This is a genomic window from Streptomyces sp. MMG1121, assembly GCF_001280015.1.
Taxonomy (GTDB): Bacteria; Actinomycetota; Actinomycetes; order Streptomycetales; family Streptomycetaceae; genus Streptomyces.
Genome location: NZ_LGDV01000186.1, coordinates 80,336 through 103,947, shown reverse-complemented (window position 1 = coordinate 103,947; position 23,612 = coordinate 80,336). Strand labels below are relative to the sequence as shown.

At 71.7% G+C, this 23,612-nt stretch carries 20 protein-coding genes; 9 read left to right on the top strand and 11 right to left on the bottom strand.

The window, feature by feature from the left end; all coding sequences use genetic code 11:
* The first annotated feature begins 73 nt into the window (after positions 1 to 73).
* The gene (locus ADK64_RS17190) at positions 74 to 2,797 is read left to right on the top strand and encodes a glycoside hydrolase family 2 protein (protein ID WP_053659833.1); all 2,724 of its coding nucleotides are present in this window, start codon (positions 74 to 76) and stop codon (positions 2,795 to 2,797) included.
* A 49-nt stretch (positions 2,798 to 2,846) separates the two neighbouring features.
* On the opposite strand, the gene ADK64_RS17185 is transcribed toward ADK64_RS17190, so the two are convergent.
* Entirely contained in the window at positions 2,847 to 4,307 is a 1,461-nt protein-coding gene (locus tag ADK64_RS17185) for a hypothetical protein (RefSeq protein ID WP_053659831.1), read from the bottom strand.
* 212 nt (positions 4,308 to 4,519) lie between these two features.
* Between ADK64_RS17185 and ADK64_RS17180 the strand changes: the two genes are divergently transcribed.
* Complete coding sequence (locus ADK64_RS17180; protein ID WP_053659829.1) at positions 4,520 to 4,786, top strand: GlsB/YeaQ/YmgE family stress response membrane protein; 267 nt, start codon at positions 4,520 to 4,522, stop codon at positions 4,784 to 4,786.
* Between the two features lies 1 nt (position 4,787).
* On the opposite strand, the gene ADK64_RS17175 is transcribed toward ADK64_RS17180, so the two are convergent.
* Both ADK64_RS17175 and ADK64_RS17170 read right to left on the bottom strand, forming a co-directional pair.
* On the bottom strand, positions 4,788 to 5,564 hold the full coding sequence (locus ADK64_RS17175; RefSeq protein ID WP_053659827.1) for a GNAT family N-acetyltransferase: 777 nt from the start codon (positions 5,562 to 5,564) through the stop codon (positions 4,788 to 4,790).
* Between the two features lie 40 nt (positions 5,565 to 5,604).
* Positions 5,605 to 5,976, bottom strand: a complete 372-nt coding sequence (locus ADK64_RS17170; protein WP_053659825.1) for a MerR family transcriptional regulator — start codon at positions 5,974 to 5,976, stop codon at positions 5,605 to 5,607.
* Positions 5,977 to 6,034: 58 nt separating this feature from the next.
* Between ADK64_RS17170 and ADK64_RS17165 the strand changes: the two genes are divergently transcribed.
* Together ADK64_RS17165 and ADK64_RS17160 are read left to right on the top strand one after the other, a co-directional pair.
* On the top strand, positions 6,035 to 7,345 hold the full coding sequence (locus ADK64_RS17165) for an MFS transporter (RefSeq protein ID WP_053659823.1): 1,311 nt from the start codon (positions 6,035 to 6,037) through the stop codon (positions 7,343 to 7,345).
* Positions 7,329 to 7,805: a nucleoside deaminase gene (locus ADK64_RS17160; RefSeq protein ID WP_053659821.1), complete on the top strand. Its 477-nt coding sequence runs from the start codon at positions 7,329 to 7,331 to the stop codon at positions 7,803 to 7,805. Before ADK64_RS17165 ends, ADK64_RS17160 begins: the two co-directional genes overlap by 17 nt.
* Before the next feature lie 12 nt (positions 7,806 to 7,817).
* Here ADK64_RS17160 and ADK64_RS17155 read toward each other — a convergent pair whose 3' ends face one another.
* From ADK64_RS17155 to ADK64_RS48675, 3 genes are all read right to left on the bottom strand, one after another.
* Complete coding sequence (locus ADK64_RS17155) at positions 7,818 to 8,672, bottom strand: GNAT family N-acetyltransferase (RefSeq protein ID WP_053659819.1); 855 nt, start codon at positions 8,670 to 8,672, stop codon at positions 7,818 to 7,820.
* Positions 8,669 to 9,178, bottom strand: a complete 510-nt coding sequence (locus tag ADK64_RS17150) for a hypothetical protein (RefSeq protein WP_063789913.1) — start codon at positions 9,176 to 9,178, stop codon at positions 8,669 to 8,671. Before ADK64_RS17150 ends, ADK64_RS17155 begins: the two co-directional genes overlap by 4 nt.
* A 73-nt stretch (positions 9,179 to 9,251) precedes the next feature.
* Positions 9,252 to 9,908 (bottom strand): chaplin, encoded by a 657-nt coding sequence (locus ADK64_RS48675; RefSeq protein WP_199829637.1) that lies wholly within the window; start codon positions 9,906 to 9,908, stop codon positions 9,252 to 9,254.
* Between the two features lie 284 nt (positions 9,909 to 10,192).
* Between ADK64_RS48675 and ADK64_RS17140 the strand changes: the two genes are divergently transcribed.
* Both ADK64_RS17140 and ADK64_RS17135 read left to right on the top strand, forming a co-directional pair.
* Positions 10,193 to 11,842: an alpha/beta hydrolase gene (locus ADK64_RS17140; RefSeq protein WP_053659815.1), complete on the top strand. Its 1,650-nt coding sequence runs from the start codon at positions 10,193 to 10,195 to the stop codon at positions 11,840 to 11,842.
* A gap of 52 nt (positions 11,843 to 11,894) precedes the next feature.
* Positions 11,895 to 12,428 (top strand): DUF4232 domain-containing protein, encoded by a 534-nt coding sequence (locus ADK64_RS17135; RefSeq protein ID WP_053659813.1) that lies wholly within the window; start codon positions 11,895 to 11,897, stop codon positions 12,426 to 12,428.
* Here ADK64_RS17135 and asnB read toward each other — a convergent pair.
* Together asnB and ADK64_RS17125 are read right to left on the bottom strand one after the other, a co-directional pair.
* Positions 12,421 to 14,262, bottom strand: a complete 1,842-nt coding sequence (gene asnB, locus ADK64_RS17130; protein WP_053659811.1) for an asparagine synthase (glutamine-hydrolyzing) — start codon at positions 14,260 to 14,262, stop codon at positions 12,421 to 12,423. The two genes, ADK64_RS17135 and asnB, sit on opposite strands and share 8 nt — an antisense overlap.
* A gap of 279 nt (positions 14,263 to 14,541) precedes the next feature.
* On the bottom strand, positions 14,542 to 15,321 hold the full coding sequence (locus ADK64_RS17125) for an alpha/beta fold hydrolase (protein WP_053659809.1): 780 nt from the start codon (positions 15,319 to 15,321) through the stop codon (positions 14,542 to 14,544).
* Positions 15,322 to 15,478: 157 nt separating this feature from the next.
* Between ADK64_RS17125 and ADK64_RS17120 the strand changes: the two genes are divergently transcribed.
* On the top strand, positions 15,479 to 16,573 hold the full coding sequence (locus tag ADK64_RS17120; RefSeq protein ID WP_053659807.1) for a hypothetical protein: 1,095 nt from the start codon (positions 15,479 to 15,481) through the stop codon (positions 16,571 to 16,573).
* Between the two features lie 71 nt (positions 16,574 to 16,644).
* Positions 16,645 to 17,670: a Gfo/Idh/MocA family protein gene (locus tag ADK64_RS17115; RefSeq protein ID WP_078992690.1), complete on the top strand. Its 1,026-nt coding sequence runs from the start codon at positions 16,645 to 16,647 to the stop codon at positions 17,668 to 17,670.
* On the opposite strand, the gene ADK64_RS17110 is transcribed toward ADK64_RS17115, so the two are convergent.
* A complete protein-coding gene (locus ADK64_RS17110; RefSeq protein WP_053659805.1) occupies positions 17,660 to 19,684 on the bottom strand; it encodes a phosphocholine-specific phospholipase C in 2,025 nt (674 codons plus the stop codon). The two genes, ADK64_RS17115 and ADK64_RS17110, sit on opposite strands and share 11 nt — an antisense overlap.
* A 128-nt stretch (positions 19,685 to 19,812) precedes the next feature.
* Positions 19,813 to 20,226 (bottom strand): SsgA family sporulation/cell division regulator, encoded by a 414-nt coding sequence (locus ADK64_RS17105; RefSeq protein WP_053659804.1) that lies wholly within the window; start codon positions 20,224 to 20,226, stop codon positions 19,813 to 19,815.
* A gap of 349 nt (positions 20,227 to 20,575) precedes the next feature.
* Here ADK64_RS17105 and ADK64_RS17100 point away from each other — a divergent pair, with 349 nt between their 5' ends.
* Positions 20,576 to 22,015 carry a PP2C family protein-serine/threonine phosphatase gene (locus tag ADK64_RS17100; RefSeq protein WP_053659802.1) on the top strand — a complete coding sequence of 480 codons (1,440 nt, stop codon included), beginning with the start codon at positions 20,576 to 20,578 and terminating at the stop codon, positions 22,013 to 22,015.
* 53 nt (positions 22,016 to 22,068) lie between these two features.
* Here ADK64_RS17100 and ADK64_RS17095 read toward each other — a convergent pair whose 3' ends face one another.
* A complete protein-coding gene (locus ADK64_RS17095) occupies positions 22,069 to 23,559 on the bottom strand; it encodes a hypothetical protein (protein ID WP_053659800.1) in 1,491 nt (496 codons plus the stop codon).
* Positions 23,560 to 23,612: the final 53 nt, after the last annotated feature.

The following is a 23,612-nucleotide window of genomic DNA, read 5'->3' as shown; positions in this document are numbered from 1 at the left end:
ACGCCCCGTGCGGCGCCCTAGCTTGAACCAGGTTAGTAAAGTTTCCTAACTTTACGAGGCTGGAGAAAGCCCCGTGTTCCCTCGCCCCGCTCCCGCCCGCCGGTACGCCGTCACGGCGCTCGCCCTCGGCCTGCTCGCCTCCCTGACCGCCGGCGCCTGGGCCGGTGCCCGGCAGCCGGCGCCGCGGCACCGGCCCGCCCGGGTCACCCACGTCCCCTCCGTCGCGGGCACCGGCACGCCTCTCACCGGATACGCCATCCAGTCCTCGGCGAAGGTCACCGACTCCGCCGCCGCCGTCTCCTCGCCCGGCTATCCGGCGAAGGGCTGGTATCCGGCGGGCCCCCGCTCCACGGTGCTGGCCGCGCTGCTCGCCGACGGCGTCTACGCCGACCCGTTCTACTCGGCCAACCAGCAGAAGATCCCGAAGGCCGACTTCCAGGTCCCCTGGTGGTACCGCTCCGACTTCACCGTCCCGGACACCGCCCGGCGCACCTATCTCGACTTCGACGGAGTCGTCTCGGCGGCCGACGTCTACGTCAACGGCCACCAGGTGGCGACCGCCAAGGACGTCACCGGCTCCTCCACCCACCACGAACTCGACGTCACCCCACTGGTCGCGGCGGGCACCAACACGGTCGCCTTCCGGATCCGGCCCAACGACCCGGACAAGGATCTGACCATGGGCTGGATCGACTGGCTCCAGCCGCCGCCCGACCGGAACATGGGAATCGTCCGGGACGTCCTGGTGCGCAGGGGCGGCCCGGTCGCGCTGCGCGACGCGCACGTGCTCACCAAGCTGGCCCTGCCCTCCCTCGCCACCGCCGACCTGACGGTGAAGGCCGAGGCCCGCAACGACACCGGCGCACCGGTCACGGCCGAGATCACCGGCGCCATCGGCCGGACGCGCTTCACCCGACAGGTCCCGCTCGCCGCACACGAGACGAAGACCGTCACCTTCTCCCCCGCCGACACCCCTGCCCTGCACCTGAGGGCGCCGAAGGTGTGGTGGCCGGCCGGGATGGGCCAACAGCCGCTGTACGGCCTCGATCTGACCGCGTCCGTCGCCGCCGCGACGTCGGACACCGCGCACGAGAGTTTCGGCATCCGCGACGTCCGGGCCCCGTTGAACGCCGACGGCGCCCGCCAGTACAGCGTCAACGGCCGCAAGCTGCTGATCAAGGGCGGCGGCTGGTCGCCCGACGAGTTCCTGCGCTGGGACAGCCGTTACGCCGAGGACCGGCTGAAGTACGCCGTCGACCTGGGTCTGAACACGATCCGTCTGGAGGGCCATCTGGAGCCGGACGAGTTCTTCGACCTGGCCGACCGCTACGGCGTGCTCACCCTGCCGGGCTGGGAGTGCTGCGACAAGTGGGAGGGCAACGTCAATGGCACCAACGAGCCCGGGGAGCCGTGGACCGACGCCGACTATCCGGTGGCGAAGGCGTCCATGGCCGCCGAGGCCGCCCGGCTGCGCGACCACCCCAGCGTGATCTCCTTCCTGATCGGCAGCGACTTCGCCCCCGACGCCAAGATCGAGAAGACGTATCTGGACGCCCTGAAGGCCGCCGACTGGACCGCCCCGGTGGTCTCCGCGGCCTCCGACAACTCCTCTCCCCAACTGGGCAGTTCGGGCATGAAGATGACCGGTCCGTACGACTGGGTGCCGCCGGGCTACTGGTACGCCAAGCGCGAGGGCGGGGCCACCGGCTTCAACTCCGAGACCAGTGCGGGCCCGAGCATCCCCACCCTCGACACCCTGCGCCGCATGCTGACCCCGGCCGAACTCGACACCCTCTGGAAGGACCCGGCCGCCCAGCAGTACCACCGCTCGCCGTCGCCCGTCTTCGGCACGCTCAAGATCTACGACAAAGCCCTCACCGGCCGCTACGGCGCCCCGACGAGCCTCGCCGACTATGTGCGCAAGGCCCAGCTGGCCCAGTACGAGAACGTCCGCGCCCAGTTCGAGGCGTACGAGCGGGGCGCGACCGACTCCTCGAAGCCCGCCACCGGGGTCATCCACTGGATGTTCAACAGCGGCTGGACGTCCCTGCACTGGCAGCTGACGGACCGCTATCTCGACCAGGGCGGATCCTACTTCGGCGCGAAGAAGGCGAACGAGCCGCTGCACATCCAGTACGGGTACGACAACCGCTCGGTCGCGGTCGTGAACAACCGGCACGACGCGGTCCGCGGACTGACCGCACGGGCCACGCTGTTCAACCCCGACGGCACACAGAAGTACGACACGTCGGTGCGCGGTGTCTCGGTGACCGGCGACGGCGCACACACCACCCCGCTCACCCTGCCGGCCTCGGCGAGCGGGCTGTCGACGACGTATCTGCTGCGCCTGGTCCTGACGGACGCGGACGGCAAGGAGGTGAGCCGGAACGTGTACTGGCTCTCCACCCGGCCCGACACCCTCGACTGGTCCGGCACCACCTGGTACTACACCCCGACGACGGGCTACGCCGATCTCACGGGGCTCGCCTCGATGGCGCAGGTGCCGGTGTCGGCCACGGCGGACACCCAGTCGTCGGACGGCACGACGACCACCACGGTCACCCTGCGCAACACCGGGAGCGGGAAGACCCCGGCCCTGCTGACGGACGTGCATCTCGTGGACGCACGGGGCGAGCCGGTGCTTCCGGTGCGCTGGTCGGACAACGAGGTGAGCCTGTGGCCGGGCGAGTCGGTGACGCTGACCGCCGACTGCCGGACGGCCGATCTGCACGGTTCGGCACCGGGCGTGCGGGTCTCCGGCTGGAACACGCCGGAGCGGACGGTTCCGGCGGGATGACGACGGCGGGGGTGGGCCCGGTCGGCCCACCCCCGCGCGGTTGTCCGGCTCAGGCGACGTTGAGCGCGGTGTCGTCGATGACGAACGACGTCTGGTACTTCGAGCCCTCGGTACCGGTGAACTTCAGGGTGACACTCTGCCCGGCGTAGCTGCTGAGGTCGAGGCTGCGCTGGGTGTAGCCGGAGGCCGCGTCGAGGTTCGAGTACGTGGCCAGGGTGCCCAGGACCGTGCCGGAGCTGTTCAGCACCTGGACCTTGAGCGTGTCGTAGGCGGTGCTGGTCGTGGTCTCGGCCGTGTCGATGTGCAGGTAGAAGCCGAGCTTGGCCGAGGTGCAGCCGGACGGGACGGTCACCGACTGGGAGAGGGTGTCGGTGGTGGCGGTGCCGTTGCCGTCGAGCCAGGCGTAGTACGAGCCCGAACGGGCCGCCTCGCTCGTGGAGTTGGTGATGACACCGCTCGTGGCGCTCCAGGTGGAGTTGCCCGACTCGAAGCCGCTGTTGCCGAGGAGCTGGGCGGCGGTGCAGGTGCCGGTGCCGCCGCCTCCTCCGCCCCCGCCGCTGCTGCCGCTCGCGCCGGAGAGCCACTCGGTGGCGTTGAGCGCGAGGGCCGCGTTGGTGGCGCCGGAGTCGTTCCAGCCGTCGTATAGGGTGTTGCCGGACTGGCCGGTGCCGTCGTCGATCGGGGAACTGTCGCCCCAGAAGGCGACGCGGCCGCTGCCGAAGGTGCTGGTGAGGAAGAAGGCACCGGTGTTGCCGGAATAACCGCTCCGGTAGACCAGGCCCTTGACGGCGGAGTTGTCGGCGGGCTTGAGGGTGGCGGTCGTGCCGTTGGCGATGAGGCTCTTGGTGACCGTGCCGAAGGACCCGTGCAGGACCGGGTCAGTGCTGTCGCTGATCGCGGCCGGGTAGCCGGAGGCGATGTTCAGCGAGTCGATCGAGAAGCCGAACGGGTCGGTGGAGTCGACGCTGTTGTTCGTCATCAGATCGTTGAGGATCTGGACCGCGTCCTTGCCGTCGTTGTTGCGGTCGGCCCCGGTGTGGTCGGAGATCATGAACAGACCGCCGCCGTTCTTCACGAAGTTCATGATCGCCGTCTTCTCGGCGCTCGTGAACAGCGTGTTGGGCTCCGGCAGGACCAGCGTGTCGAAGTTCGACAGGTCGGTCGAGGACGAGCCGCCGTAGCTGAGGCTGGAGCCCGAAGGCAGCGTCTTCAGGCTGTAGTTGCCGGTCTTCTGCAGCGCCACACCCCAGGAGGAGAGGGCGCCGGTCCAGTCCGTCTCGGCGGACGGGGAGGAGTCCTGGCCGAGCGGGTCGGGCTGGCTGGTGGAGATGATCCAGTCGGCGTTGCCGGCCGTCTCGGCGTGGGCGTTGTCGAACAGGACGCGATGCGTGGTCGCCGCGTGGGCGGGGGTGCTGCCACTGCCGACCTGGACGGCGGCTCCGGTGAGGAGCAGCCCGAATCCGGCCAGGGCGGTGGTGAGTCTGCGGCGGGATCTCCTGGATCCAAGCATCCGGCGAACCTCCGTGAGGGGTGGGGAGAGGCGGTGCGGGCGCCAAGTCTGCGCGCGTAGAACCGGATTGAGGGTTCTACACGCGTCGATTTGTTGAAAGGTACATGGCATGAAGGGCCGGTGAACAGAAAGTCCCGGCAATGAACCGGTGCGGAGTGCCTCCGCTCACGGTGGGCAGAAGGTATCGGGAGGCAACACCAAAAGGGGTGGACATGGAGATCTCGGGCATCATCAGCGCCATTGTCATCGGACTCATCATCGGTCTCCTGGGGCGCCTGGTCGTCCCCGGGCGACAGCACATCGGCATCCTGTGGACGCTCGTGGTCGGCATCGTGGCCGCGCTGCTGGGCTCGGCCGTCGCCGCCGGGTTCGGGGTCGCCGACACCAAGGGGCCCGACTGGATCGAGTGGTTCATCCAGATCGGCCTGGCCGCGCTCGGGATCGCGGCGCTGGACCGCCGGACGCGGGCCCGCCGCTGAGTCAGGCGCCGTAGAGATACGGCGTCGTGGTGCTCAGCGCATGGAAGCCGAGGCGCTCGAGGATCGGGCGGCTCATGGGTGAGGCGTCGACCTGGAGATAGCGGTAGCCGTGGGCGGCGGCGACGCGGGCCCGGTGGGCGACCAGGGCGCGGTAGATGCCCCGGCCGCGCCAGGCCTCGACGGTGCCGCCGCCCCACAGCCCGGCGAACGGGGTGCCGGGCACCAACTCCATGCGGGCGGCGCTGACCGGTTCCGCGCCGGCGAGCGCGACCACGGCGACGACCGTGTCGGGATCGGCGGCCAGCCGGGCGAGCAGCCGGTGCCGCAGCCGGGTGCCGTCGGTGCCGAAGGCCTTCTCGTGCACGTCCACGACGAGGTCGACGCCGGCCGCGTCGCAGGCCTCCACGAGCCGGATGCCCGTGGGCGGTTCGGCGTCCGGTCCGAGCCGGCCTGCCTCGGCGACGAGCAGTGTCTCCTCGGGCTCGGCGCGGAAACCGGCGGCCGTGAGCCGGGCGCCCAGATCCGCCGGCCGGTCGTGACCGTAGAGCTTCCACTCGAAGTCCCGGCCGAGTCCGGTGAAGTGGGCGATCTGGTCGCGGATCGCCCGGTCGGCGCCCGCCTCGTCCACGTCGCTCCAGAGCACGCCGTTCCAGCCCTGCGCGTCCGCGACCTGGCGCACCACCGCGCCGACGCGTTCGACCCGGGCACCGGACCCGTCGGGCCTGGCGTGCTCGCGCACGTCCCGGTCGTAGAGGGCGAGTACCGCTGTGTGATCCATGCGTCCAGCTGAGCAGGTCCGCTCCGGCCGGGCAACGGGATTACCGCGCGTTGGGCCGTACGACGGCGAGGTAGGCGCTGAGCCGGTCGCGATTGCGGGCCAGGCAGTCGATGCGCGCCTGGATCCGGTCGATGTGGCCCTGGAGCAGGTCAGCCGTCTGCGGGCTCACGCACTCGGCGGGCGGGTGCAGCTCGCCGGGCCCGGAGAGGTAGGGCAGGATCGCGCGGATCATCTCGGTGGTGAGCCCGGAGTCGAGCAGGCCGCGGATCTGCTGGACGTCGGCCACCGTGGACTCGGGGTAGCTGCGGTAGCCGTTGTCGGCGCGCTCGGGGTGGAGCAGATCCTGTTCCTCGTAGTAGCGCAGCAGCCGGGTGGGGACCCCCGTGCGGCGCGACAGTTCACCGATCCGCATATGGTCTCCCGACACATGTTTGACCTTCACACTGATGTGAAGCTCCGACCATGGTCGCATGACAGTGTTTTCCACGTCGTCCTCTACGTCATCCCAGGTCAAGGGCGGTCAACTGGCGTGGCCGGGGCTGCTCGCCCTGTCCTGCGCCGCGTTCACCGCCGTCATGACGGAACTCCTGCCGGCCGGGCTGCTGCCCTCGATGGCCCGGCCGCTGGGGGTCGCCGAATCCCGGATCGGCTTCCTCGTCACCGCCTACGCGGCCGCGTCCTTCGTGGCCGCGGTCCCGGTCACCGCGGCGCTGCGCGGGCTGCCGCGGCGGCCGGTGCTGTGCGGGGCGCTGCTCGGGTTCGCGGTCAGCGACGCGCTGGTCGCGCTGTCCTCGTCGTACCCGCTCACCTTCGCCGCCCGCCTGCTGGCCGGGGCGATGGGCGGCACGCTGTGGGCCATGCTGGCCGGCTACGCGGCCCGGATGGTGCCGGCCGAGCGACGCGGTCGGGCCATCGCGATCGTGCTCGCCGGGATCACCCTCGCCCTGTCCCTCGGGGTGCCCGCCGGTACCGCGCTGGCCGGTGCCGTGGGCTGGCGGGCGGCCTTCGGCACGCTGGCCGTGCTCGCCGTGCTGCTCGTGGTGTGGATACGGCTGCGCGTGCCCGGCTTCCCCGGCGAACCGCGGCACGCGCGCGTGCCGCTCGGCCGGGTCGCACGGCGCCCCGGGATCCGCCCGGTGCTGTCCGTGACCCTGTTCCTGCTGCTGGGACACCAGGTGATGTACACGTACGTCGCCCCGTTCGCCGCACATGTGGGATACGCCCGTACGGGCCTGCTGCTCGCGGTGTTCGGGACGGCCACGGTGGCCGGGATCTGGCTCACCGGGGTGCTGATCGACCGGTGGCCGCGCCGCACGCTGCTGGTGGCGCTCGGCGTGTTCACGGGCGTGCTGCTGGTGCTGGGCCTGGCTGCGGGAGCCCACGCGGTGCTGGTCGGCGCGGTCGCCCTGTGGGGCATCGCCTTCGGCGGGGCGCCCACACTGATCCAGACCGCGCTGGTCGACGCCTCGGGCCCGGCCGACGCCGATGTGGCGACCTCGCTGCAGACGACGGTCTACAACGCGGGCATCGCGGCCGGCTCGCTCACCGGCGGGGTGGCGCTGGACGCACGGGGCGCCGGCGCCCTGCCGTGGACCGCGCTGGTGCCGGTCGTGCTGGCGCTCACGACGGTCGCGGCGGGCCGCCGCCACGCCTTCCCGGCCGTGCGGCGCGCCGTCGCCCCGGAGGCGGACCAGCCGGCCGGGCCCGGCCGGGTGGCCGTACCATGCACCGCCGGAGATCATGCCGTCAGGAGGTCGGTGGGTCATGGTGAAGGACAGTGAGCTGCGGCATCTGCGCCGTTGCGTGGAGCTGGCGGGCGAGGCGCTGGACGCCGGTGACGAGCCCTTCGGGTCGGTGCTCGTGGCGGCGGACGGCACGGTGCGGGCCGAGGACCGCAACCGGGTGGCCGGCGGGGACCACACCCGCCACCCCGAGTACGAGCTGGCCCGCTGGTCGGCCGCGCGTCTGACGCCCGAGGAGCGGGCGGGGGCCACCGTCTACACCTCCGGCGAGCACTGCCCGATGTGCGCGGCCGCGCACGCCTGGGTGGGGCTCGGCCGTATCGTGTACGTCGCCTCCGCCGCTCAACTGACCCGCTGGCTGGCCGAGTGGGGTGTGCCTGAGGCTCCGGTGCGGCCACTGCCCGTCCACGAGGTCGCGCCCGGCGTGACCGTGGAGGGACCGGTGCCGGAGCTGGTGGAGCAGGTGCGGGAGCTGCACCGGCGCCGTTTCCGGTCGTAACTCCCTTGCCACTCAGCCCAGTTCGAGACTGGTGACGCCGAACACCCGGTGCCGGGCGTGCGCGCGGACCGGACCGGTGTACATGCGGGCGGTCTCGAAGGAGGCGCGGAATCCGGCCTCTTCGGCGAGGACGGCGCCGGCCGCGTTCGGTTCGGGCACGTCGATGGCGACCTCGCGTCCGGCGGCCTCGGCGGTGAGGGCGGCGAACAGGGCCCGGGCGTCCTCGGCGGTGTCGGCGAACAGCGGGCCGATGCGCAGGCTGTCGTGGCCGGGGCGGAGCACGCCGTAGCCGGTGAGGCGCTCGCCGTCGTGGCGGACGAAGGCCCGGTGGCCGGGGCCGGTGAGCCACTCGGCGAGGAAGCGCGGCCGGTCGGCCGGCTGGCAGACGCCGTCGTAGGCGGTGATCGCGGCGAGGTCGGCGGAACGGGCCGGCCGGACGCCGGCGGGCGACTCGTCCTTGGGGGCGGTGCCGGTGAACCGGACGGTGCGGTAGGCGAGTTCGAAGCCGGACTGGCGGTAGTTGTCCTGCTGGGCGACGACTCCGTCCAGGCCGACGGTACGGTTCCCGGCATGGGCCAGGGCGGTCTTCCAGGTGGTGAGGCCGTGGCCGTGGCCGCGCAGATCGGGGCGGACCAGGTAGCAGCCGAGGAAGGCGTAGTCGGGGCCGTAGGTGACGACCGAGATGGCCGACACCGGCTCCCCGTCGATCCGTCCGAGGAAGAACCCGGCGGGATCCTGAGCGAAGAACGCGGGCCCGTCGCACACCCCGGGATTCCAGCCCTCCGCCGCCGCCCACCCGGCGATCACCGGCCAGTCGGCGAGGGTGGCCTGGGTGACGACGAGGTCGTGGGGGGCCGCAGGGGTCATCGGTGAGCTCCATTTCCGTCGGGACCGGATTGCCGTGCCGCATCCTTCCGGATCGACGGGGGCCGCGCCACGGGGAGATCGGCCGTTGCGCCACCGGCGACCGTACGGAGCAGCGGCAGCGCCGTCGCGAGGACGAACAGCCCGAAGAGGGTGATGGGCAAAAGCCCCACCGGCTGCAGCAGTTCCTGGGGATTCGCCTTCACCCAGGCCCGGTTGACGTACCAGTTGGCGAGGACGTCCAGCGTCATCACCCCGGCCGCCAGCCGGATGCCCGAGGGCCGTAGCCGCAGGGTCAGGGCGGCGGCGAGCGGGTCGAGGACGACCAGGGCGACGAAGAACACCTGCAGCGGCGGCGGGCCGAAGCCCGCGTAGGCGTGCGGTCCGCCGCGCGCGAGGACGACGGCGTGGTCGCCGGTCCCCTCCACGAGTCCGGCGGCGTAGACCACGAGAACCCGGCGGGCCCAGCGCGGCAGCGCCCGCCACCGCCCCCGTATGCCGTCCGTCACCGGATCAACCTACCGCGTCGCGGCGAGGCCCCACCGGGCCGGCGTCCGGTGGGGCCTTGCGGGTGGGGGGAGTTCAGCGGGAGCGGCCCGGGCGGAAGCGGCGGTAGAGGATCGCGCCGCTGAGGAGGAACGCGGCGCTGCCGGCGACGGCGGGGACGGTGGCGTCGGCACCGGTGTGGGCCAGGGAGGACACCGTCGGCTCGGGCGCGGCCGGGCGGTGCCGCACGGGCACCGGCGGCGTGGGGGCCGGGGTGTGCGGGTGCCGGGGTGTGCGGGGGTGCTCGACGGGGCCGTTGACCGACTGGTTGCCCGTGGCCGGGTTTCCGATGCCGACCACGTTGACGCTGTTGCCGCTGACGTTCACCGGCAGGTCCACGGGGAGCTGGATGCCGTTGCCGGAGAGCACCCCGGGCGAGTCCTTCGTGCCGCCGTGGGCGGACGCGCCGCCGGACGCCGACGCCCCGCTCCTGCCCGCGGCGCGGTTCGCGCAGGCGTTGCCCGACGCGGGGTTCAACAGCCCCACCACGTTCACGGTGTTGCCGCACACGTTCACCGGCACGTGCACCGGGAGCTGGATGCCGTTGCCGGAGATCAGCCCGGGCGAGCCGGCCGCGGTGCCGTCGGCATCCGCGCCGTCGGCCGCGAACGCGGCCGACACCGGCAGCGTCACGGCCATCGCTCCGGAGGCGGCGGCGAGGGCGATCACTCCGTTTCGGGTTGCCCGTCTCATAGGGTTCCCTGCCTTCCAGACGTCGTAGCGGGCAGTCACCCGCACCCCGTAGAACGCAGGCGAACCATGCGAGTTATGGCTTATCGGTCTTTCACCCCGTCGAGCGACACTGTTATCGAACCGCACGTAAAGCCTCTCAATGATCAATAAGAGGGCGTAAAAAGTGCAAAGCGTATGGCATCGGACAGCGTCCCGCTCGTCCGGAGGCGGGCGCTCCGGGGCCCGCTTATGGTGATCCGAGGGCGCCGTGCCCGGTCCGCGACAGGCGTCCCGGGAGGCGATCGATGCTGGCCAAGCTGACCACACGGCCCGCCGTGCGGCGCTGCGCGGGTGCCGGAGTCCTCACGCTGGCGCTGCTCGGCGCCGGGCTGCCCGCGGCCGCCGCCGAGCGGCCGCAGCCCGACCTGTCCCGGTTCTACCGGCAGCAACCGACCTGGTCGCCCTGCAAGGGCACGGACATGCCGAAGGACCTGCAGTGCGCCAAGGTCACCGTCCCGCTCGACTACGCCCGGCCCCGTTCGGGCACCCTCGACATCGCCCTGGCCCGCTACCGGGCCACCGGCGCGTCACAGGGCTCGGTCCTGCTGAACTTCGGTGGTCCCGGCGGGCCCGGCATCAGTGAACTCGCCGCTGACGGAAAGGAGTTCATGGATCTGACCAACGGATACGACGTGGTCACCTTCGACCCGCGCGGGGTCGGCCGCTCCTCCCCCGTCAGCTGCGGTGAGGGTGGCGACGAGCCCTCGGGCACGACGGACGACCACGCCGACCTCAGTCATCCGCAGGCGCTGCTCCAACGCGTGCGGCAGGACGCCGCCGAGTGTGCCCGCTACTCCGGCCCGGTACTGGCCCACATAGGCACCGTGAACGTCTCCCGCGACCTGGACGTCATCCGCCAGGCACTCGGCGACAAGAAGCTCAACTACCTGGGTTTCTCCTACGGAACACGGCTCGGCGCGGTGTACGCGGCACAGTTCCCGCACAAGGTCGGCCGGTTCGCCCTCGACGGCGTGGACACCCTGACCGAGCCGCTGTCCGCCCAGGGGGCGGCGGGGGCCGCGGGGCAGCAGACCGCGCTGGACGATTTCCTGGACTGGTGTACGGCGGACGTCGCCTGTCCGTTCGGCCAGGACCGGCGCGCGGCCGGGGACCGGATCGTCCGGCTGGTGAACGCGCTCGACGAGAAACCGGCCCCCACGGACTTCGGCGCCTCGTTCTCCGGCCAGGACCTGGTGGGCGCCATCAGCCAGGCCCTGTACAGCAAGCAGCTGTGGCCCTCGCTGGAGCGGGCGCTGGCCTCGCTGGTCCAGGACGACGACACCCGGGGCGTGCTGAGCTTCGCCGCCGACGGCGTCGGCCTGCCGCTCCGCCCGGGCACGGCGGCGGTGAAGGCAACGGCAGCGACCTCCCCTGCCGGACCCCGCAAGGACGGCGGCCTGGTCGATCCGCAGGACATCCCCGCGGACAACCTGCCGGCCGCACTGACGGCGATCAACTGCGCGGACGACCCCGACCGGCCCGACGGCGCCCGGCTCACCAAGGACCTCAAGGACCTGCTGGGCACGTACGAGCAGGCCTCCCCGGTCTTCGGCCGCTACCGGCTCACCCAGTTGCTCATGTGCTACGGCCGCCCCAGGGGCACCGACTTCATCCGCGACCGGGTGAAGAACGTCGACACCGCGAAGATGCTGCTCGTGGGCACGCGCGGCGATCCGGCGACGCCGTACCGGTGGACCGTGGAGACGGCCGCGCGGCTCGGGCCGTCGGCGGTGGTGCTCGACAACAAGGGTGACGGCCACACCGGGTACGCCTCCTCCATGTGCGTCCATCACGAGACCGACGACTTCCTGCTCTACGGCTCCCTGCCCCCGAGCGGCAGCTCCTGCCCGGCCGACGGGGGCGACTGGAGCGTGACGACGACCACCGACGACTGATGACACTTCGGCCGCCGTACCCCGTACGTGACCACCACAGGGAGAGACCATCATGCGCATCCGCGCCGCCCTCGCCGTACCCGTCGCCGCGGCGGCCGTGTTGCTGGCCGCACAGCCGAGCCACGCAGTCACGACCGCCACGGCCCCCACGGATCGGGCGCGGCCCGTCCGCTGCGCCGAGGCGTCCTTGACGGTCCGGGCGAAGGCCGTGCCCGGGGACCCGGCCGTGGTGCGCATGAGCGTCGCCAACCCCGGCGCCCGCGCGTGCGCCGTGGACCGGGTGCCCACGGTGACCTTCGGGAACCTGGACGGGGCGGCGCTGCCGGTGCCGGCGGGCAGCACCGGCGGCTACCGGCTCGCGGCGGGCGCGACCGTCTACGCGGACGTGCGCACCATCGCCGACCCGGCGGACCGCGAGGCCCGCCGGACGGACAGCCTCACCGTGGCCGCCTCGGCCGCGCACCGGGGCCGCTCCTTCACGGCTGGCCGGCTCGGCACCGGGACACGGGTCCTGGTGTGGGAGCCGGTGACGACGTGGTGGCAGCCCACGGCGGCGGCCGCGGACCGGGCCATCGGCCTCAGCTGAGCACCACCTCGGGGGTGTAGGCGTCCAGCCAGCCCGCGATGTCCAGGGTGCGCTCCAGACCGCGCCGGGCCACCTGGGTGCTGACCGGTGTCTCGCGTTCGGCGGCCTGCCGGACCCGGTCGCGGTCGACCAGGTCGAAGACCGGGTGCGAGGGCCGGGAGAGCAGGTCCTTGACCTGCTCCTGCAGGGCGACGGCGTACAGCGGGTCCTGGGTGGAGGGGTACGGGCTCTTCACCCGGTCGTACACCGAGCGCGGCAGGACGTCCGCGGCCGCCTCGCGCAGCAGGCTCTTCTCCCGGCCGTCGAAGGACTTCAGGGCCCAGGGGGCGTTGTAGACGTACTCGACCAGCCGGTGGTCGCAGAACGGCACCCGGACCTCCAGACCCACGGCCATGCTCATCCGGTCCTTGCGGTCGAGCAGGGCGCGTACGAAGCGGGTCAGGTGCATATGGCTGATCTGCCGCATCCGGTACTCGAAGTCGCTCTCGCCGTCCAGCCGGTCGACCGCGGCGACGGCGGTCCGGTAGCCGTCGGCGATGTAGCCCGGCAGGTCGAGCGACTTGGTCAGGTCGCCGCGCAGGACGTCGCTGTCGTCGCCGAAGTGCTGCCCGAAGCGCACCAGCCAGGGGAAGGTGTCGGCGCGGCGCGCCTCCTCGTCGAAGAACTGCAGGTAGCCGCCGAAGACCTCGTCGGCGGACTCGCCGGACAGGGCCACCGTGGACTTCTCGCGGATGGCGCGGAAGAGCAGCAGCAGCGAGGAGTCCATGTCGCCGAAGCCGGCCGGCAGATCGCGGGCGCGGATCACCTGGGCGCGCACGGCGGGGTCGGCCAGAGACTGGGCGTCCAGCACGATGTCCTGGTGGTCGGTCTGCGCGAGCTTGGCGACGTCGTGCACGAAGGGCGTGTCGGGGGTGCCGCGCAGTTCGTCGGCGACGAAGTTGTCGGTCTGGCCGACGAAGTCGACGGCGAAACTGCGGACCTGCTCGCCCTGTTCGGCGAGTTGCCGGGCGGCGATCGCGGTCATCGCGGAGGAGTCGAGGCCGCCGGAGAGCAGCGTGCAGCGCGGCACGTCGGCGACCAACTGGCGGCGCACGATGTCGTCGAGGAGGGAGCGCACGGTGGTGATGGTGGTGTCGCGGTCGTCGGTGTGCGCGAGGGTCCGCAGCCGCCAGTAGACACGCGTGCTGATACCGGAGCGGTCGACGGTGACGACGGTGCCGGGCTCCACCTCGCGCATGCCGTCCCAGATCGCGTGCCCAGGTGTCTTGATCATGACGAACAGCTCGCGCAGGCCGTCCAGCGTGACCCGGCGGCGGGCCAGCGGGTTGGCGAGGACGGCCTTGGGCTCGGAGCCGAACAGGACGCCGTCGGCGGTGGGGTAGAAGTAGAACGGCTTGATGCCCATACGGTCGCGGATCATCACGAGCTTGTCGTGACGGCCGTCCCATACGGCGAACGCGTACATGCCGTTGAGGCGTTCGGCGACCGCGTCACCCCATTCGAGGTAGCCGTGCAGGACGACCTCGGTGTCGGAGTCGGTGCTGAACCGGTGGCCCCGGCCTTCGAGTTCGCGGCGCAGTTCGGTGAAGTTGTAGGCCTCCCCGGAGTAGACCATGGCGATGGTTCCCTGGGGGGTCAGCAGGGACATCGGCTGGCGTCCGCCGGGAAGGTCGATGATCGCGAGACGGCGGTGTCCGAGGGCGGCCGGGCCCTCGGTCCAGGTGCCGCGGTCGTCCGGGCCACGGCAGGCCATCGTCTCGGTCATCGCATGCAATGTGGTGGCCTCGGTGGTCAGGTCACGGTCGTAGGACACCCATCCGGTGATGCCGCACATGCGCTACCTCCTGCCTCCGGTTCGCGCCCGGATCCGGTGCCCGCCTGCGCTTTCCGCGAGGAGACGGATCCGGCCGACAAACCAGTTGTATCGAGCACCTATATGACGAGCGTCCGTCAGTTGCCCGAGGCAGTCAACGCGGACGTAACACGATCCCCCTCGCCTCCCTCACAGTTTCGGCCGCTTTTTGCCCGTGCGAAATCCGGCGGGGGCGGCAGGACCGGGCCTCCGCCGCCCGGAACCGGCCAGAGGCAAAAACTTCCCCAAGCGCGCCGCAGGTCAGACCTTTCCGGTCAGGAACCGGTCCAGGGCCGCGGTCAGCTCGGCCGGCCTCTCCACCGGCAGCTCATGACCGGCGTCGAGGATCCGGACGACCGCGTCCGGGTAGGCCTTGGCCATCCGCAGCATCTGCCGCACCGGCAGCTGGACATCGTGGTAGCCGTGCACCATCAGGGTGGGCGTGCGGATCTCGTCGGCCCGGTCCAGGACGTCGAAGGCCCGCATGGCGCCGTACAGCGTCATGACGACCTCGCGCGGGATGCCGGCCGCGGCGCGGATGTGCGCACGGATCTCCTCGCGCGGGTGACCGGGTGCGAAGGCCCGCTGGACGTTGGCCGCCACGAACAGCCTGAACGGCACCAGGGTGGAGACGGCCATGAGGAGCCCGCGGCCGCGGCTGTACGTCATCCGGCCGATGGAGCCGACCAGCACCATGCGCTCCACCCGCTCGGGACGGGCGAGGGCGATGGTCTGCGCGATCATCCCTCCCATGGAGTGGCCGACCAGCACGAACCGTTCGGCCTCCAGGTGATCGAGCAGGGCGAGCACGTCGTCCGCCAGCTCCGCGATCGTGCGCACGCCGGCCCCCGTGCTCTCCCCGTGCCCGCGCAGGTCCAGCCGGATGACCCGGCGTCTCGCGGAGAAGTGCGCCGTCTGGTGGTCCCAGCGGTGCCGGTTCGCGGTCCAGCCGTGCACGAACACCACGGGCACCTCCCGCGCGTCACGAAGGCCCTCGTCGTCGTATGTCAGGACCGCTCCGGCGACGTCGAACTGCGGCATGGGTGGCCTCCTGGTATGCGCTGCGGTCTGGTTACTGACGGGTACGGTAGCCGTCCGCCGGGCGTCGCGTCACCGTCGCGCGCCGCACGGCCCCGCCGCGCGCCCGGCCCGGTTTACCCCGAATGCCGTACCCGTGATTCCGCCCTATCGTGCTGTCATGGAGCACGCACTGAGTCCCGCGACCCTGGCCGAACTGCGGCGCCCGCGTCCCTACCCGGCGGTGTCCGTACTGACCCCGACACACCGCCGTGAACCGGAGAACGGGCAGGATCCCGTACGGCTGCGCAATGTCGTCACCGAGGCGCGCAAACGCCTGGAGGCCGACCCCTCCGTCACCCGTGAGCGGCGCAACGACGTCGTGGCCCAGCTCGACCGGGCGCTGGCGGAGGTGGACCTGGCGCACGCCGAGGACGGCCTGGTGATCTTCGCCGCCCCGGGTGAGCACCAGGTCTGGTCCCTGGCCCGCACCGTCCCCGAGCGCGTGGTGCTCTCGGACACCTTCCTCACCCGCAACCTGGTCGCCGCGCAGGCCGCCGAACGGCCCTTCTGGGTGCTGTCGGTCTCCGCGGACCGCATCACCCTGTGGAGCGGCGGCGAGGACCGGGTCGTGCCCGACGGGTCCGCCGGCTTCCCGCTGGAGCGCCGGCAGCAGAACTTCGACGCGGAGCGCCAGATGCAGATCGGCGACCAGCCGAGCACCTTCCGCGACGAGGGCACGCGCCAGTTCCTGCGCGAGGCGGACACCGCCATGGCCGCGCTCCTGCGCGACCAGCCCCGGCCCCTCTACGTCACCGGGGAACAGGCGGCGCTGTCGCTGCTGGACGAGGCCGGCAGCGTGGCCAGAAACGCCGTCCAGGTCCCGCACGGCGGCCTCGCGCACGCCGGTCCCGACGCCGTGTGGCAGGCGCTGCTGCCGGTGCTGGAGGCGGAGGCCCGCAAGGACACCACGTCCGTGGTGCGGGAGCTGACCTCGGCCCGCGGCCGCCGGACGTACGCGGCCGGCCTGGACGAACTGTGGCAGAGCGCCCGCGACGGCCGGGTCCGGCTGCTCGCCGTGGAGGAGAACTTCCGGGCGGCCGTCCGTGACCTCGGCGAGCATCTGATGCCGGCCGCGGCCGGTGACCTGGACGCCCGCGACGACATCGTGGACGAGATCGTCGAGCAGTGCCTGGAGACCGGCGCCGACGTCCGCTTCGTGCCCGACGGCACCCTGGGCGACGCCGACGGGATCGCGGCGGTCCTGCGGTACTGATCGACTCCCCCGGCAGCGCTCCCTGCGCGGCGTACTCTACGGCGTGATCGTCGGCGTAAGGGAGCGCGCGCATGGGTGACCTGCTGGGTGTGGCGGTACTGGGTGCGGGACACATGGGGGCCGATCACATACGACGTCTCGACCAGGTGGTGAGCGGAGCCAGGGTCGCGGCCGTGGCCGACCCCGATGTCGAGCGGGCGAAGGACGCGGTGGCCGGTCTCGACGGGGTCAGCGTGCACACGGAGGCGGAGGCCGCGCTCGACGCACCCGGCGTCACGGCCGTGCTGATCGCCTCCCCCGGCCCGGCGCACGAGGATGCCCTGCTCGCCGCGTTCGCCCGGGGCCTGCCGGTGCTGTGCGAGAAGCCCATGGTGCCGGACTCCACCGGCGCGCTGCGGGTCGTGGAGGCCGAGGCGCGGCTGGGCCGCCGGCTGGCGCAGATCGGTTTCATGCGCCGCTACGACGCCGAGTACCTGCGGCTGAAGAACATGCTGGACGGGGGCAGCCTGGGGCGGCCGCTGATGCTGCACTGCACCCACCGCAACGTCTCCTCGCCGGCCCACTTCACCAGCGCCATGCTGGTCAACAGCTCGGTCTCGCACGAGATCGACGCGGCCCGCTGGCTGCTCGGGCAGGAGCTGACGGCGGTGACCGTGCTGCGTCCCACGCCGTCCTCGGGCGCCCCCGCCGGCCTGCTCGACCCGCAGTTCGTGCTGTTGGAGACCGAACGGGGTGCGCTGGTCGACGTCGAGGTCTTCGTGAACTGCGGCTTCGGCTACCAGGTGCGCTGCGAGGCCGTGTGCGAGCGGGGCAGCGCCCGGATCGGCGACGAGCACACCATGGTCGTCACCACCGGCGGCGGCGCGCGCGAGGAGGTGGCGCAGGACTATCTCGTCCGTTTCGCCGCCGCCTACGACCGCGAGGTGCAGAGCTGGGTCGACGCCACCCGGCGCGGCGAGGTCACCGGCCCGGGCGTCTGGGACGGCTACGCGGCCTCCGCCGTCGCCGAGGCGGGGGTCCGGGCGCTGGAGACCGGCGGCCGGGTGGCCGTCGGACTCGCCCCGCGCCCGGACCTGTACGCCCGGGTCAGCCGCTGACGCTCGCGGCGCCCGTCTCCAGGTGCCCGGTGAACCGGCGCGACCACGTCGCGTCGGAGTCGACGGTCACCGTGAAGTCGTACCAGCCGTTCTGGTACGCGACGGCGTTGAAGAAGTCCTCCGTCGAGCCGCCCGCGGCGACGGTGTAGGTCCAGGGACCGTCGCCGCGGTAGTGGTTGGAGGTGATGGTGAACTTCACCGATGCCGTACCGGAGTTGGTCATCTTGAAGTAGATCGCGAGTTTGCCGGTGCCGGGCTCGACGGCGTAGCGGGTGCTCACCTCGACCGACTTGCCGGCCTTGGTGGCGTCGCCCTGGAAGCGGCGCAGGAAGCGGTTGGGGCCGACCATGGACAGGTCGTACTTGCCGCCGCCGAAGCCGGTGCCGATGTTGAAGAAGTCGGAGGCGGTGCCGCCCGCGTCGACCGTGTACTGGAAGGGCGTGGTGTCGCGGTAGGCGTTCGGGTGGATGGAGAAGTGGGCCGCCCGGGACGCCGGCGTGCCCTGGTTGGTCATGGTGAACCAGGCGAGGGTCTTGCCGGCCGCGTCGAACTCCAGGTGGTCCAGGTAGCCGTTCGGCTGGTACGGCAGCGCGCGGGCGGGCCGGGTGCCGGGCTCCTGCGCGGGCAGGACGTTGTCGGTCGGCGCCGGGTTGGGCAGCGGACCGCAGGTGTCGATGCCTATGACGCTGGTCGCGGGCAGGGAGACCGCGCCGTGGACCGGGTTGGCGAAGTCGAAGACCCTGGTCAGATCGCCGCTCACCTTGCGCCGCCAGTCGCTGATGTTGGCGCACTTGGCGGGTGTGCCCACAGCCGTGGTCCAGGTCTCCAGGAAGCGCAGCACCGAGGTGTGCTCGAAGACCTCCGAAGAGACCCAGCCGCCGCGTGTCCAGGGCGAGATGACGATCATGGGTACGCGGAAGCCGAAGCCGTAGGGCACCCCGTTGAGGAACTCCCCGGCCGTCCCGGCGGGCGGCGCCGGCGGGGGCACGTGGTCGAAGTAGCCGTCGTTCTCGTCGTAGTTGAGGAACAGGACGGTGGAGTCCAACACGTCCTGGTCGGCGGCGAGGGCCTGGTAGACGAGGCTGACGAAGTGGGCACCGTCGCCGGGCGGGGCGTACGGGTGCTCGGAGAAGGCCTGGTTGGGCACGATCCAGGAGACCTGCGGCAGGGTGCCCGCGAGGACGTCGGCCTTGATGGCGGCGGCGATGTCGTCCGGGGTCGAGCCGGTCGCCTTCGGCACCGAGGACATGCCCCGGTCGTACAGCGGGTCGCCCGGCTTGGCGTTGGTGAAGTTCTTGAAGTAGGCGCAGGCGTTGTCGCCGTAGTTGTCGGCCGTGTTCTGGTAGACCTTCCAGCTCACCCCGGCGCCCTGGAGCGCCTCCGCGTAGTTCTGCCAGGTCAGGCCGGACTCGTCGCCGCCGTCGTAGCTGGAGGAGTCGACCTTGCCGCTCCACAGGTACGTCCGGTTCGGGCCGGTGGCGCTGAGTGTGGAGCAGAAGTAGGCGTCGCAGATGGTGTAGTTGTCCGCGAGCGCGTAGTGGAACGGGATGTCGGAGCGGTCCAGGTAGCCGAGCGAGCGGACGTTGCCGACGCCGGAGACCCAGTTGTCCATGCGGCCCTTGTTCCACGCGGAGTGCTGCGAGGACCACGAGTGCGGCAGGTCGCCGTTGCACTGGGCCAGGGTCTCGCCGTCCGTGCCGCCGGCGGACGGGGTCGCGCTCAGCTTCCACGGGTACTGGCGGCCCAGCCCGTTCGGCTGGTTGAAGACCGGGTAGCCGCCGCTCAGGGTGATCCCACTGCGGTCGTCGAAGCCGCGCACACCCTTCAGACGGCCGAAGTAGTGGTCGAAGCTGCGGTTCTCCTGCATGAGGATCACCACGTGCTTGACGTCCTGGATCGTGCCGGTCGCCGTGGTCGACGCGGCGGCAGCCGTCCGCGTGCCGGCACCCAGCGCCACGCCCGCCGCGACCGTTGCGCCCAGCCCCACGAAGCCTCTTCGGCTGATCGGTGTCATTCGCCTCGTCCTCGTCACCGGAGTGCCCCTGCGGCACACCGCGCGCCAGGGTGCACGGGGTGGCCGTCGAGGTCCATACCCGCGCGGTGAGCCGAAGATGAACAAAAGTCAAATACAGCCGACGCCGCTCACACCCCGCCGAACAAGGCGCACAGCCCCCGCTCCACCACCCTTGTCAGATCCTCCTGTCCGGGAGCCACCACGTCGTAGGTACGCAGCAGGAAGCGGCGCAGCGTCAGGGCGTGGAACTGCAGCAGGGCGAGACCGTGCGGCGAGTGGAACTCGATGACCGTCCGGGTGCGCCCGTACGGCCATATCTGCACGTCCCCATGGCCGGCCGGGGCCCGCAGCCCCTGGTCGAGCAGGGAGCGTGCGAAGGTCCAGGTGACGTCCTCGCCCTCCAGGGAGGCCTCGGCGGGGAAGTCCACGAAGACGGCGAGCGGATCGTCCGTGGCGTAGCGCAGCGTGGCCGACACGGGGATCTCCTGGTCCTCCGCGGTGATGAGCCGGGCGAGCACGGGCTGTTCGACAGTGGTGTCCATGCCTATATGGAGTGCGCAAAGGCCCTTCGCATGCCGCCAAATCCGGTCAGAGTTCGACGGGTACAGGCCGGTCGACAACACATGCGAACACCGGTGCGTCGAACATATGGGTGATCGCTACACGAAAATCGTCCAACCGTGCCAACTCTCGTAGGATTTCTACGACTTGACCCGCCCGGCGCGTACGTCATTCGCGCCCGCGGATCGCTCCGGGAAGACTCTGGCATATGCCGGAAGCACCACCGTATCGTGTGTTGCCAAATCCCTTACAGGGCGTCGCGGGCTGTGCCACAGTCGTAACGGTCCCCCCGTCCTGCTTGGCCGTATCGTCCCCCCAACGGAGTGCGTCATGCCGTCCCCAGTCTCCGCGGGCCACCCAGCCGCCCAGCCACCCGGGCGCGGCTCGGTCGAGGCGTTGATCACGCAGACGCGACAGCTCAAGGGCGACGTGGACGCCGTACGGCGGGACGCCCGGAGCGCCGGCGCGGACCCGGAGGACCGCTGGCAGCGCGCACTGTACGACCTCGCCCTGCATCAACTGAACGACCTGGACGCGCACTTGGCCCAGCTCCGGGACGGCCCGGACCCCATGCCCGAGGCCCCGGCCGAACCTGCGGCGGCGCCCGGCGTCCGCTCCGTGCCGGCCGCCGTCCCGCGCGGCTCGCTGCTCAGCCGGGTCGGCAGCGCGGAGTGGAACCTGCTGACGGACGAGGCCACCTGGTCCGGCGAGCTGTACCAGATCCTCGGCCGCGACCCCGCCGACCCCGCCCTCACCCTGGACGAGCTGCCCTCGCTGGTCCTGGAGGAGGACCGGCCGAGGCTGACCGGCATGGTGACGGGCTGCCTGGTCGACGGCAGGCCGATCGACGGCGAGTTCCGCGTCGTACGGCCCGACGGCTCCGTGCGTACGGTGCACATGATGGGCGAGCCCGTGCTCGGCGCCGACGGCGGCACCGCCTCGATGTGGGCCGTGCTGCGCGACGTCAGCGAACTGCGCCGCAGCCAGCGGACGGTGCGCGAGACCCGTGACTCACTGCATCGCCGGCGTCGGCAGGAGCGGACCGAGCACCGGATCGCGGCCGAGCTGCAGGAAGCCGTGCTGCCGCCCTGGCTCGGCTCCCTGCGACTCCCGCACCAGGGACCGCGCACCCTCGATCTCGCCGCCCACCATCTGCCGGCGGCGACGAGCGCGCTGATCGGCGGCGACTGGTACGACGCGCTGGACCTGCCCGACGGCGAGAGCCTGCTCAGCGTCGGCGACCTCACCGGACACGGCGTGGCCGTCGCCACGGGCATGGCGATGCTGCTCGGTGCCGTACGCGGCATGGCGCTGGCCGGCAGCCGCCCCGGAGAACTCCTCGGCATGCTCAACCAGCTACTGGACGCCACCGTGCAGCCCGCCCTGGGCAGCGCCGTGTGCTGCCGCTACCGGCCCGAGACCCACACGCTGGTATGGGCGCAGGCAGGACACCCCGCCCCGCTGCTGTTCCGCGACGGGACGGGGCGCGTGCTGACCGCACCGGACGGTGTACTGCTCGGCGCCACCTCGGGTGCCGTCTACGGGCAGGCCGAGGAGACCCTGCGGCCGGGCGACCTCCTGCTGCTGCACACCGACGGACTGGTGCCGGGGCACGTCACGACGGCCGCCGTGGACCGACTGCTCGACCTCGCCCCACGGTTCGGCGCGGCGCGCACCGCGCAGGACTGCGTCCGGACGCTGGTCGAGGAGTTCGGCGGGGCCGGACGCGAGGACGACGCGTGTGTACTCGTCGCCAGGGTGACCGGGTGAACTCTGGCTGTTGTCAGGTGAACTGAGCGCACGGGCCCGCTATGCCTGTGCGCTCACGCCTGTGCGCTGTCTCCCTTGGCCCGGGGCCGGGGCAGGGCGAGCCTGATCTCCTCCCGCAGTTCGTGGATCTTCGGATAGCCGGCGTACTCCGCGGTCAGCCGGTACATCTGGCGCAGCCGGTCCCAGGTGCGACGGGAGGAGTTCGAGCCCATCGACATCAGGGCGAGGCGTGCGTAGCGGTCGGCCTGTTCGGGGTCGTCGGCGAGGAAGCAGGCCGACGCCATGGACAGATGGTCGAAGATCTTCGACCGCTCCCGCCCGTCGATACGCAGGGCGAGCGCCTTGTCCGCGTAGTACTGGGCGTGCGCGGCCGCGGCCGGGTCGAACTCCGCCAGCGTGCGGTAGGCGAGGGCCTGCATGCCGTACAGATCCTCGTCCTTGAAGGTCTGCATCCAGTCCGGCGGTGCCACGTCCTGCCGGTCCGAGACGAAGAGGTCCTCCGCCTGACCGAGGGTGCGGCGCATCGCCTGGCCCTTGCCCATCGACGCCTGCGCCCAGGCCTCGATCGTGTGGAACATCGCCTTCGTGCGCGGCTGCAGGCGCTCGCCCGCTCCGGACTGGGCGAGTTTCATCAGGTCCAGGGCGTCGTCGGGCCGGCCGAGGTGCACCATCTGCCGGGCCGCGCGGGACAGGGCCTCCCCCGCGCGGGGCCGGTCGCCGCCCTCACGGGCCGCATGGGCGGCGATGACGAAGTACTTCTGGGCCGTGGGCTCCAGGCCGACGTCGTGCGACATCCAGCCCGCGAGGACGGCGAGGTTGGCGGCGACGCCCCACAGGCGCCGCTGGAGATGGGGTGGGTGGTGGTAGGCGAGCATGCCGCCCACCTCGTTGAGCTGGCCCACGACCGCCTTGCGCTGAAGCCCGCCGCCGCGGGCCGCGTCCCAGGCGCGGAACACCTCGACCGAGCGCTCCAGTTCCTCGATCTCCTGTGATCCGATGGGGGCGGCCTCGTAGCGGTCGAACCCAGCGGGGTCGGCGTGCAGGGGGTCGTCGAGGACGGGGGCGTCGGCCTTCAGGGCCGGGTCGGTGTGCAACCAGTCGTGCATGGCGCTGCTGAGTGTGGATCCCGCGGCGAGCGCGGCACCCGCGCCCACCAAGCCGCGTCGGTTGAGCATGAGGTCCATTCCCGTGAATTCGGTGAGGACCGCGGCGGTGCGTTCGGGCGCCCACGGCACGCCGTCGGGATGTTCGTCGATCCCGTCGCCCTGCCGTTTCCCGTTACGCCCGTGCCGCACCAGACCGAGGTCCTCCATGGTCACGACACGGCCGAGACGCTCGGTGAACAGGGCCGCCAGCACCCGTGGCACGGGATCGCGCGGGATCTCTCCCATGTAGATCCAGCGGCGGACCCGGGAGGTGTCGGTCGACAACTGGGGGTGGCCCATGGCCGCCGCCTGCTTGTTGACCAGTCTCGCGAGTTCGCCCTTCGACCAGCCGGCCAGGCCGAACAGGTCCGCCAGACGGGTGTTGGGTTGTCCGCTCACATCAAGCCCCCAGGTTCTCGGCTGAGTTGACAGTAGCCCCGTGGAGGTTGCCG